The sequence below is a fragment of the Acidobacteriota bacterium genome (assembly GCA_030697165.1).
Classification (GTDB): domain Bacteria; phylum Acidobacteriota; class Vicinamibacteria; order Vicinamibacterales; family UBA2999; genus 12-FULL-67-14b.
Genome location: JAUYQQ010000002.1, coordinates 333,987 through 345,932 on the forward strand (window position 1 = coordinate 333,987; position 11,946 = coordinate 345,932).

The following is an 11,946-nucleotide window of genomic DNA, read 5'->3' on the forward strand; positions in this document are numbered from 1 at the left end:
CATCAAGTCAAACGGCCCGACTCGCCCCGCGAGTTGAGAGTCCGTTGAATGAGAGGATGTTACGTCGGCGTCACACGAATGGCAATTGGTCCCCCAGTGACCAATACTCGACCCTGTTGGGCGTCACGGGCGGATCAGGTAGAAGCTCTCCTGCCGCCCGTTGATCCAGTCCCACTTGCCGCCGGGCATGATCGCCGCATCTTCTTCAAGGGCGAAGCGCACCGGCTGGTTGCCCCACTCCGGAACGTTGTGCGTCACGTTCAGCTCGATCGAGTGCCACGTGTTGGGCCGGAACACATACTCGCCGCGAACGGGGACACCCTGCTGGTAGTCGGTCATGCCAATGGGCGGCCCGGCGCCGTGGCCGTGATAGCCGACCGGGTGGCAGTAGATCGACGGCACGAGGCCTTCCTTCTTCGCATGGGCCAGCGCATCGGCGAGCGCCTGGTTGCCGGTGCGCTCGAGTCGCGCGTACTGCATGGTCAGGTCCTGCAGGCGATTGGCCGCCTTGAGGCCGGCCTTGAGGCCCGCCGGCGCGTCGGTCTCTCCCGGCTTCAGCACATACGCGTTGTGCTGCGTGTCGGTGGAGAAGCCCATGTAGACGATGCCGAAGTCGGTGTGGAGCATGTCGCCCGGCAGAATCACGCCGCGCGGGCTGGTCTTCTCGCCCTGGCGGAAGATCGTCACCGACGGCTGGAACCACTTGCCCAGGCCGAGCTCGACGACGCGCTGGCGCATCCACCAGACCACGTCTTCGTTGGTGGTCTTGCCCGGTGTGATTACCTTGTTCGAGAACGCCTCGCGAATCACCATGTGCGCCGCCTTCATGGCGTGGCGATAGGCGTCCAGTTCTTCCGGCAGCTTCACTTCGAGCCAGCCGACCGCCAGCATCTCGGCCGACTTGATCTTGGCGGCGTGCGCGGGGCCCAGTGCCTCCACCAGCCGCCGCTTCTCGTTGGCGGTGATCCCGTCAGCGTGCTGCCACGCATCCGATTCGTTGATGCCGATCACGGTGGGGTTCTTCTCGTCCACCAGCTTGCGCAGCGCCTCGTGCTGGCCGTCGTTGGTCGAGGGCACCATCGGGTAGATGCCGTCGTAGTCGAAGCGGCCAATCGAGAACCGTTCCGCCGGCTTGCCGCCGCCCGGGTTGTAGAACACCAGCAGCGTGCGGCGCCGCGAGGCGTAGGTGGTAAGCGGCGCCATCGACGCGAACACCGGGTCCTCGTTGTACTCGCGGGTGGGGATGATCCACATATCGATGCCCTCGCGGGTCATCAGCGGACCAAGCAGCGTGTCGAAGCGCTTCTTGATCCACGGCGTGACCAGCGCGTTCTGCTCGCGATGCGTGAGCACGCGCTCGGTGGGATCGGGATAGGTCACCTGGAGAGCGATGGCTTCAGCCGTCGCGGGTGTCTCTCGGAGGCCGATGGCTTCGGCCGTCGCCGGTGCCTCCCGGAGGGCGATGGCTTCAGCCGTCGCGGGTGTCTCCCGGAGGGCGATGGCTTCAGCCGTCGCCGGTGTTTCCCGGAGGGCGACGGCTTTAGCCGTCGCCGCCACAGCCGCCACAGCAATCAACGCAATGAGAATTCGAGTTCGCATGGTCAGACAATTCTACAGCCGGTCCGCCCCTTGCAACGCTACTCAGGATGGCGCGTCATCCCCATCGACTCCCGCTCGACCAATATCGCGGGTTCTACTGCTATTTTCTGACGGCTTCGACCTACGGCCGGCGCGCGTCGTTTCGGGATCCCGCTTTGTGCGGGAAAGTAACCACGCAGTTATTTCAATCGACTCAGAAGCACGGGTTCGCGGTAATCGCGTACTGCCTGATGCCGGACCATGTCCACGTCCTGGTTGAGGCGGAACAACCCGACGCGGATTTCCGGAAATGGCTAGGCCTCTGGCGGCAGCTGTCCGGGTTCTGGGAGCGCCGCCGAACCGGACAGTACCTCTGGCAAGAAGGATACTGGGACTACACGCTTCGAGACGACGACTCGGTCATCGGCATAGCGGCCTATGTCGTGGCGAACCCTGTTCGTGCGGGCCTTGTTCGTTCACCGGAACAGTATCCCTACCTTGGGTCATCCAGGTACTCGCTGACCGAACTGATGGCGGCGGTGCAGCAGAGGCCCCGGGGTGCCAGCGACGGCTAAAGCCATCGCTCTCCGGGGAGGCAGCGACGGCTAAAGCCATCGCTCTCCGGGTCGGGCCGGGACGAAAGTCCCGGCCCTCCGTACTTCTACGGCGCTTTCGCCGCCAACTGCTTCGCCATCGACTGGTAATACGCCAGCCGCGACAACTGGTCTTTCGTCGGCGCACCGGTCCACCGGCCGACCGCGCCGTAGAGCCCCGAGATGCGCGACAGCAGCTCGCGCGACTGGCGCTTCAGGTCCACGACGTCGGCGCCGGTACCGCCCATCTTCTGGATGCGATCATTGACCGGCGCATACATCCGCGCCAGCGCCGTCACCTGCGCAACCGCATCGGTCCACAGCTTGCGATCCGCCGGCGTCACGTCAATGCGCGGATCCTCGCGCACCTCGACCTTCTGCTCCAGCGTGCGGCCGCCGGCGACCATGCGGATCAAATACGTGCCCGGCGCCACCAGCGGACCCGGCATGCCGCCCCCTTGCGGGCCATCATCGTCGTCTCCGCCGCCCCCGCCGCGAATCGGCAGGTCGGTCTCGCGCAGGTTCCACACCAGGCGATTCACGCCCTTGCTGGAGGTGGCGCGCAGCGTGTTGATCAACTGCCCGTTCGCAGCGTGCACCGTGACCGCCGGCGCCGTGCCCGCGGCGCCCAGCCAGTAATCCACCAGCGCGCCGGCCGCCGGGTTCTCTCCCCGGTACCACATGTCGCCGGTGTGGGCTTTCAGGTTGCTTTGCCGAATCTGGTACGCGGGCGCGACCGTGAAGAGATGCGCCGGCGAGGCCAGCACCTGCGGCGTCATCTCCTGCAGCGCGTTGATCTTGTCGAGAATCCAGATGCCGCGCCCGTGCGTGGCCAGCACCAGGTCGTTGTCGCGCGGGTGGATCACCAGGTCGTTGTGCGGCAGGGTCGGCATGTTGTTCTTCAGCTCGATCCAGTTGCCGCCGCCGTTGGGCGAAAAGAACAATCCGATCTCAGTGCCCGCAAACAACAGGTTCGGGTTCTTCACGTCTTCGCGGATGGTGCGGACGACGCGGCCGGCCGGCATGTCGCTGGCGATCGCGGTAAACGTCTTGCCGCCATCCACCGACTTGTAGATGTAGTTGTTCAGGTCGTTGCTGCGGTGGTTATCGACGGCCACGTACACCGTGTTGGCGTTGTGACGCGACGCTTCGATGCCGCCGAACCACGACGACTTCGGCAGCCCCGGCAGGCGGTCCTGCAGGTCGGTCCACGACTTGCCGTCATCGCTCGACATCCGCAGTCGGCCATCGTCCGTGCCGACATACATCAGCCCGCGCGTCAGTGGCGACAGCGCGATCGAGACGAGCCCAGGGTAGAACGGCACCCCATCGTCGACCGACAGCACGTTCTCGTCTGGCAGTCGGCCCATCACCGGCAGCTTGCTGCGATCGACGCCGGTGGTCATGTCGCCAAGATATTCCCAGGTGTTGCCGCGATCGCGCGAGCGGAACAGGTGCTTGGCGCCGGCGTAGATGGTGGCGGAATCAAACGGTGATAACGCGATCGGCGCGTCCCAGTTGGCGTAGTGCCACTCGTTGCCCAGCACCTGCTGCGGCACGTCCTTGCCCCATGTCTCCCAGTTGCGCCGGCCGCCGATGGCGCCCTGCGGGTCGCCCGGCCGGATGTCCTGGGTCGTGAACGTCCGCGTGTCGTTGCGCTGCAGACCCAGGAACTGGCTGGCCGAGAACACGATGCGCGAGTTGGCGGGATCGGGCACGGTGAAGAACCCGTCGCCGCCGCACAGCCGCGACCAGTGTTCGTTCAGGATGCCGTTGGTCGTCCAGCTGGCGCTCGGGCCCTTCCAGCAGCCGTTGTCCTGCAACCCGCCGTAGATGTTGTAGGGCCGCTCGTTGTCGACGGCCACGCGGTAGTACTGCGACACCGGGAGGTTCTGCACATACAGGAACTTGAGCCCGCGATCGTACGAAATGCCGATGCCGCCGTCGTCCAGCTTGACGACGTGGCGCGAGTCCTTGGGATTGACCCACACGAAGCGGTCGTCGCCGTGCAGCGTCTGGCTCGGCGTCGTGAACGACTCGCCGCCGTTGTCCGAGAACGAGTAGGAATTCATCATGTAGACACGGCGGTCGTCCTGCGGATCGATCAGCGGCTGGCTGGCATACATCGGCCGCGGGTTCCAGTTCGACATGAAGCGCCAGGTCTTGCCGGCGTCGTTGCTGCGATAGATGCCGCCGCGCCGCTCGGTGTAGGCGGTCGAGGCGTTGTAGCGGAACCCCTGCTCGATGCTGACGATCAGGATGCGCGGGTCCTTGCGGTAGACCGCAATGCCGATGCGGCCGTATTCGCCGTCGGGCAGGCCGTTGCCGGTCAGCTTCGTCCAGGTCGCGCCGCCATCGATGCTCTTCCACAACGCGCTGCCGGGGCCGCCGCCGTTGAAGCCGAACGCCGTGCGGCGGCGCTGATAGGTGGCGGCGTAGAGGACGTTGGGATCGAGCGTGTCCATGGCCAGGTCGGTCGCGCCGGTGTCGTCATCCACGTGCAGCGTGCGCTGCCACGTCTTGCCGCCGTCGAGCGTGCGATAGACGCCGCGATCGCCACCAGGCCCCCATACCGAGCCCTGCGCCGCCACGTGGACGATCGCCGGATTCGACGGGTGGGTGACGATGCGGCCGATGTGCATGGAGGTCTTGAGGCCGACGTTGGTCCATGTCTTCGCGCCGTCGGTGGACTTGTAGATGCCGTCGCCCCAGCTCACGCTCTGCCGGTTGGCGCGCTCGCCGGTGCCGACCCAGATGATGTTGGGATCGGGCTGGTAGATGGCGACGTCGCCAATCGAGTGCGTGCCCTCGCGCTCGAACACCGGCGCCCAGGTGATGCCGTTGTCGAGCGTGCGGTACATGCCGCCGGTGGACGAGGCGACATACATGATGAAGGGATTGCTTTCGACGACGTCCATGTCGACGAAGCGGCCCGACATGGTGGCGGGGCCAATATTGCGCAGGCGCAGGCCCGCGAGGTCGCTGCCCTGCAACGCCGGCGCCGCCTGAGCGTAGAGGCGGGTCTTTAGACCCGCCTGCTCAAGCAGATCTGTTGTCTGGTGGAGGCCACCATTCAGGGTTGCCCATCCGGTGGCGGTGAGGGCGATGAAGAGAAGAACAGAGACAATTCGGCGTCGAGTCATCCGCCGATCCTACTACCAAGGGGCGTCGTCACCGCAGCCGGTCCGCGGTGGGGGCTACTGCGGCAGCAGGCCGCCCACGCCCGAAATAAACAACAATGGCTGCGGCCCCTCGGTGACGTTGAGCAGGAACCGCTGGCCGTCGGCGCTGACGTCGTACGGTGTGAACGTTCGCGCACCAATCGAATTCAGCAGAATGCGGAACAGCGCCTTCGGCTCACCAAGCGAGACATCAGCATCAGAGAGCGACACGGGGACGGCCATCAGGTCGTCATTCGGACTCAAGTAGAACAGCTCGCGCCCGTCGCGCCGCCAGATGGGGTGTGCGCCGCCGCCGGTCGAAACCGCATGGGCAGCGCCGTCCCCTGCGAACGACCTGATCAGCACGTCTTCACGGCCCCCGGCATTCGACACGTAGGCCACCCATCGGCCGTCGGGCGAGAAGCGAGCCTGGAGTTCGTTCGCTGGCGAACTGAGGAAGGGCCGCGAGGTCTTGGCGGCGAAGTCGTAGAGGACAATGTCTGCTCCCTGCGACTGGGCACTGCCGTCGACCATGACCAACAGAAAAGCGCCGTCGCCGGACCAGTCGGTGGCATAGCCATGCAGGCCTGGCAGTTCCTCGACCGTGCCGCCAGTGCCGAGAGAGCGGCGCACGAGATTCGTCCTGGCCACTTGCGAGTAGACGATCGCCCGGCCGTTCGGGGACCAGATGCCGTTCTCCCCGCCACCCTCCGTGCCGGCTGCGATGGCGCTGCGCCGGTTACCGTCGAGCAGCCACAACGTGCCACCGCCGAGATTGGCCGCGACGCGGCGTCCGTCTGGTGCCAGCCGCAGCGACCAGTAGCGTGCGGGCTCCCCGATTTCGCCGGCGGTCTCGCCCATCCGATTGACCCACTTCAACCGCGCGACCGGATCCCCGGGGTTGCCGAAGTCGTCCGCCGACTGCGGCACCAGGGCAGCCAGGCTATGAGCGGCTGCCGATGCCGCCATCCACAGCGACGGCGTGCCAGCTGCACCCGCGAGGGGTACCACTGGTCCGCCGACATTCAGGGAGTCGAGATCGAACCTCTGCATCGTCAAGGCGCCGTTGCGATTGACGTACAGGTACCCGGCTCGCGAAAATGTGAATGCCCACGCCTCGTCGGCATTGCCGCCGAGCGCCACCAATTGCCGGGGCGAGTCGAGGCCTTCCGCCTGGACGTAGACGCCGGGTTTACTGCCTTCGTCGGCGTAGAGAAACCCGCGCGCGCCAGGCAACCACTGCGGCCGGTATGCGCCGGCGAGCGCGATCTCCCGGGCGCCACCCGTGGCGGGAACCGTGTAGATGTTGGTCCGCATGCCTTCCATGGCGCCCACCAGGATCACGCCGTTGTCGCCCCACGATCCGGTTGGCATGGGACCGGGCACGTCGCAAATGGTTTGGGCAGAGCCGCCGCTCAACGAAATGCGTCGTAACTGCTGACGCACGAAGAAGCCGAGCTCGGTCGAGTCGGGCGACCAGAACGGATAGCGTGCCCCTTCCGTGCCATCGAGCGGACGCGCCTCCAGTGCATCGAGCGGGCGAACCCACAACTGCTGCACGCCGTTGGTACCACGCGCGATGAAAGCGAGCGTGGCGGCGTCAGGCGACAGAGCGAAGCCCTCATGAAACGCCGACACCACCGACGCCGGAGCGCCAAGCTGCGCGATCAGCGTCGTGGATGCCTCGGGTGCGGGCGGGTTGCGCCAGGTCCGGTACGCCGGCAGTGCGAGCGTCACCACCATGGCTGCGGCGGCGCCGGCAACGGCCCAAACGAGCGGGGTGCGCCCGGTCGGCGCGCCTGGCGCTGGTGCCGCGGGGGCGTTGACAAGCTCGCCAGTGGACACTATCGCGTCGTCGATCTCGAGTCGCGCGACGGCAATGTGCGGCAGCCGCCGGCGCGGGTCTTTCTCGAGTGCCCGCCGCAGCAGCGTGCGGATTGCGGGCGCCGTCGCCAGCGGCAACGCGCCCCAGTCCGGCGTGTCACGCATCACCGACGTGATGATGTCGGTAACGTCGTCACCCTTGAACGCCCGCGTGCCGGTGAGCATCTCGAAGAGGACGACGCCAAACGCCCAGATGTCGGCGCGCTTGTCGACCGCTTTGCCCTTGGCCTGCTCCGGCGCCATGTAGGCGGCCGTGCCGAGAATCATCCCGCGCATCGTCATTGCGGGTGAGGTGATGGTGGGCGAGTTGGCGAGGGTATTTCCGACTCCCGACTCCCGGTTCCCGACTCCCGGCTCCAGTGCCTTCGCGAGACCGAAGTCGAGCACCTTCACCGTGCCGTCGGGCCGCACCTTGATGTTGGCGGGTTTCAGATCGCGATGGATGATCCCCTGCTCGTGCGCAGCCTCGAGTGCCTCGGCGATCTGCTTCGCGATCGGCAGCGCTTCGTCGATGGGGATGGCGCCGCGCTTGAGCCGCTCGGCGAGGTCCTCGCCTTCGACCAGTTCCATCACCAGGGCGGTAGTCCGGCTAAAGCCGGACGCTACATCGGCATCGGATCCCGTGGTCCGGCTAAAGCCGGACGCTACATCGGCACCAATGTGGAGTCCAGGTTCGCCCGTGCCAATGTGGTGTCCGGCTTCAGCCGGACCTTCTTCGATGCCGTAGATCTGCGCGATATGGGGATGATTGAGCGAGGCGAGAACTTCGGCTTCGCGCTGGAACCGCGCCATCCGTTCGCGATCGTTGGCGACATCCGCGGGCAGGACCTTGAGGGCGACCTCGCGCTTCAGCTTCGAATCCTTCGCGCGATACACCTCGCCCATGCCGCCCGCCCCAAGCGAGCCGAGGACTTCGTAGGCGCCGATGCGGGTGCCAGGGGCCAGGGCCACGTGCCGTGGATTATACCGACGGATTGGCCGCCAGGCAGGCAAGGGTGAATCCTTGACTTAATCCTTGATGTCTGCCAGCCTCGAGACATGGCCAAAGTGACGGGCAAGTTTCAGATCACCTTGCCGAAAGCCGCGGTGACGCAAGCCGGCATCACAGTGGGTGACACGCTGGACATCCGGGTCAACGGTGGTGGGCTGCTCGTGACCCGCCGGACCGAGGGCGTCGCACATGACACGCGCGAGCGGTTGACGCATTTCGACCGCGCCACCAAGCGGCAACACAAGCGCGCAACGGCCCCGAAAGGCGCGACGCGCGGATGGACGCGCGAAGAGCTGTACACCCGTGGCCGCGCTGATTGACACCAACATCCTGGTCTATCGCTTCGACCCCCGGTATCCGGCGAAGCAGGCCAAGGCGACCGCGCTGCTGAAGGCAGGCATCGCCGGCGACTCCATCCGCGTGCCGCACCAGGCGCTGCTCGAGTTTGTGGCCGCGACCACCAAGCCGCTGTCCAAGGGCGGGGCTTCGCTCCTTTCGTCCAGCGACGCGCGACTGGAAATGGAGGACATGCTGCTGCAGTTCGAGGTGGTCTATCCGGATGAAGAAGTGCTGCGTACCGCCATCCGCGGTGCCGCCACCTACGGGCTGTCCTGGTTCGATGCGCACCTCTGGGCCTATGCGGAGCGATTCGGCCTCGACACGATCTTCAGCGAGGATTTCGCGCACGATCGGCGGTATGGACGCGTCCGCACCATCGATCCGTTCCGGTGAGCACGATCTATCTGACCGCCGGCTCGATCGGGGGCGGCACGGGGCTGACCATGTCGCGATAGAACAGCCACGTCCCTTCCGGCTGTCGCAACCGAATGTCCAGGTAGCGGCCAACCACCACGGGCTTACCGCCGGCGCCGGGAGTGACGGTTGAATGTCCCATCACGAACGCCATCTCCCCTCGACCCCGGATCTCATCGATGTGGATCGATCTCTCCGGCGTCCATGGCGGCATCGCCTGGTGAAACTTCAGAATCGCGGGCCGGCCGCTTCAACTTCGAATCCTTCGCGCGATACACCTCGCCCATGCCGCCGGCACCCCGTTGGCCGTGCGCCAATGGCCGGGATCATATTTCGCGTCACCGAAGGCCCAGGCGGGCCCGGCCCGTCGCGCCCGGCGCGCGACGTTCATTGACCGGCCCCGTTGCGGACGGGCGCCCTGAGCGCCGCCTGCCAGTTGACGACGATGCTGAGCAGCGGCGACTGGTCGACGCGCGCGTTGATGATGAAACGCTGTCCGTCTGGCGTCACCGCGTACGGATACTCATTCTGGTTTGCCCCCCCGCGCCTCTGGAAGGTGAAGAGCGCCGTGATGTCGCCGATTCGAGGAACACTGCCGAGCACGATCTCCGCGGCCGCCAGTGTGCTGCCGGCATAGAAGAACAGCTCGCGGCCGTCTGCCCGCCATCGTGGAAACATGCCGCCCGCCCGCGACACTTGCCAGCGTCGTCCGCTCCCGGGGAACGACTGCACGTACACTTCAACCCGGCCTGACTCGTCTGACGAATAGGCCAGCCACCGGCCATCAGGCGAGACCTTACCCGTGTCCTCGAAGGCCGGCGAGTTCACCAGCGGCACCGATTCGCGAGCGCCAGCCAACGGCAGCATCATCACATCGTTGGCCACACCGTTGCGCTTCCAGATCAAACGATTGCCGTGAGCGGTCCAATCCGATGGCGCTACCACCCCTGCGGTCTGATCGATCAGGCGTTCTGCCGGCGAGTTCGTGTCAAGACGCTTGCGGTAGACGCCGGACGCATTCTTCTCAAACGCCATGTAGGCGAGTTCCTGTCCGTCCGGAGACCAGATGGGACTGTCCAGGTTGCCATCCGTGGCGACGACGACGCTCGAGCGGCCATCAGCCACACCGGTGACGACCAGTTCGCTGCGCCCGGTTGCGGGATTGACACTGTCATAGGCGAGCCGGTCCCCGGCGGGCGACAGGTCCAGTCCGCCGAGTTCGCCTGCGCGGATGACGCTCCCCAGCAGCCGCCCCGATCGGTCTCGCCACTGCATTTCGGTCGGTACGCGCCGCCCATCAATGTGTGTCAGCACCCGTGGGGAGACGCTCGGGACAATCTCGGACAGCAGTCCGTCCTCCTGGATGCGCTGTGATGTGCCGACGAGCTTTCGCGCGGCGAGATCAAGCGGTTGGGCAAACAGCGTCGACGCGGTCTTGAAGAGCAGGTAGTTCGCCGAGACCGCAGTCTGCCGGATCAGGGCGTCGTCGATTAAGAGCGTGGCAGCCGCGGCGTTCGCGAGCGAGGCCAGCTTCACCGTCTTCAATGGACCGAGGGTCTCGGCTTCGAAGACGAACGACTGCGTATCGCCGACGTACGAGGGACGGGAGTGCCGGCGCTCCCGCGCGATTGGGTCAAGCGTCGTCGCTGGTTCGGGGTCTCCGCCCTTCGCGCTGACTTTCCAGATCCGCCCCTCATCGCCGGGGATCAGAATCGTGCCGTCCGCTCCCCACGCGCCAGTGCCGCGGGCGCGCCCCTTGAGTTGGGCAATGGTCGTCATGTTGTCGCCCGCGACGTCGATTCGACGGAGCTGGCCAGACGACACAAACGCGATCCACTGGGAATCCGGCGACCAGAAGGCGGCGGTCACACCAGACGTGTTCGCGATGGGACGAAACTCACTGGCCGTCAGTGACCGTTGCCACAACTGAATCTGCCCTGTGTCGTCCAATAACGGCACGACGATGCGGTGGCCATCGGGCGAGACGCTCGGCACTCCGCTGAAGAAAGTGTTCGGCGGCAACGCGAGGCTGGCGCGGATTGGCAGGTCGTCTCCGGCCGTGTCTGGCGTTGATGGCCTGGTGGCGAAGATGCCAATGGCGCCGAGCGCCGCGATCGCCGCGAGCGTCCAGGCAATGCGCTCTCGCCACGGGGAGGCGGCGCCGCGGCCGTCGCCGATGCCACGCACCAGCTCGCCGGTCGGGGTCATCGCATCATCGATCTCGAGCCGCGCCACGGCGATGTCGGGAATGCGATGACGAGGGTTCTTGACGAGACACCGCTTCAGCAGGCGCGTCAACGCGATCGGCGTCGCGGTGGGTAGGCGTGTCCACTCGGGATCCCTCGTCACGACGGCGGCGATGATGTCGGTAATGTCTTCGCCCTCGAACGCGCGCGCGCCGGTGAGCATCTCGAACAACACCACACCAAACGCCCAGATGTCGGCGCGCTTGTCGACCGCCTTGCCCTTGGCTTGCTCCGGCGCCATGTACGCGGCCGTGCCGAGAATCATCCCGCGCATGGTCATGGCGGGGGAGGTGATGGTGGGCGAGTTGGCGAGGGTATTTCCGACTCCCGACTCCCGGTTCCCGACTCCCGGGTCCATCGCTTTGGCGAGCCCGAAGTCCAGCACCTTCACCGTGCCGTCCGGCCGCACCTTCACGTTCGCTGGCTTGAGGTCGCGATGGATGATGCCCTGCTCGTGCGCGGCTTCCAGCGCCTCCGCGATCTGCTTGGCGATCGGCAGTGCCTCGTCGAGAGGAATCGCACCGCGCTTCAGCCGTTCGGCAAGATCCTCGCCCTCGACCAGCTCCATCACCAGCGCTGTGGTCCGGCTAAAGCCGGACGCTACATCGGCGCCAATGTGGCGTCCGGCTTCAGCCGGACCTTCCTCGATGCCATAAATGGCGGCGATGTTGGGGTGATTGAGCGCGGCCAGCACCTCGGCTTCGCGCTGGAACCGTGCCATCCGCTCGCGATCGTTGGCG

Annotated in this window: 8 protein-coding genes; 3 read left to right on the top strand and 5 right to left on the bottom strand. The window is 66.0% G+C overall.

What is annotated here, in order from left to right; genetic code table 11:
* Positions 1-123 precede the first annotated feature (123 nt).
* The gene (locus tag Q8T13_02770; protein ID MDP3716670.1) at positions 124-1,599 is read right to left on the bottom strand and encodes a M24 family metallopeptidase; all 1,476 of its coding nucleotides are present in this window, start codon (positions 1,597-1,599) and stop codon (positions 124-126) included.
* Positions 1,600-1,646: 47 nt separating this feature from the next.
* On the opposite strand from Q8T13_02770, the gene Q8T13_02775 reads away from it, so the two are divergent.
* Complete coding sequence (locus tag Q8T13_02775; GenBank protein MDP3716671.1) at positions 1,647-2,153, top strand: transposase; 507 nt, start codon at positions 1,647-1,649, stop codon at positions 2,151-2,153.
* 86 nt (positions 2,154-2,239) lie between these two features.
* Here the strand turns inward: Q8T13_02775 and Q8T13_02780 are convergent, their stop codons facing one another.
* Both Q8T13_02780 and Q8T13_02785 read right to left on the bottom strand, forming a co-directional pair.
* A complete protein-coding gene (locus Q8T13_02780) occupies positions 2,240-5,314 on the bottom strand; it encodes a sialidase family protein (GenBank protein ID MDP3716672.1) in 3,075 nt (1,024 codons plus the stop codon).
* A 54-nt stretch (positions 5,315-5,368) separates the two neighbouring features.
* Complete coding sequence (locus Q8T13_02785) at positions 5,369-8,167, bottom strand: protein kinase (GenBank protein ID MDP3716673.1); 2,799 nt, start codon at positions 8,165-8,167, stop codon at positions 5,369-5,371.
* Between the two features lie 87 nt (positions 8,168-8,254).
* Here Q8T13_02785 and Q8T13_02790 point away from each other — a divergent pair, with 87 nt between their 5' ends.
* The gene (locus Q8T13_02790; protein ID MDP3716674.1) at positions 8,255-8,527 is read left to right on the top strand and encodes an AbrB/MazE/SpoVT family DNA-binding domain-containing protein; all 273 of its coding nucleotides are present in this window, start codon (positions 8,255-8,257) and stop codon (positions 8,525-8,527) included.
* Positions 8,511-8,939, top strand: a complete 429-nt coding sequence (locus tag Q8T13_02795) for a PIN domain-containing protein (GenBank protein MDP3716675.1) — start codon at positions 8,511-8,513, stop codon at positions 8,937-8,939. Before Q8T13_02790 ends, Q8T13_02795 begins: the two co-directional genes overlap by 17 nt.
* A gap of 7 nt (positions 8,940-8,946) precedes the next feature.
* Here the strand turns inward: Q8T13_02795 and Q8T13_02800 are convergent, their stop codons facing one another.
* Entirely contained in the window at positions 8,947-9,195 is a 249-nt protein-coding gene (locus tag Q8T13_02800) for a hypothetical protein (protein MDP3716676.1), read from the bottom strand.
* Between the two features lie 152 nt (positions 9,196-9,347).
* A partial coding sequence (locus tag Q8T13_02805) for a protein kinase (protein ID MDP3716677.1) occupies positions 9,348-11,946 on the bottom strand: 2,599 nt, incomplete at its 5' end.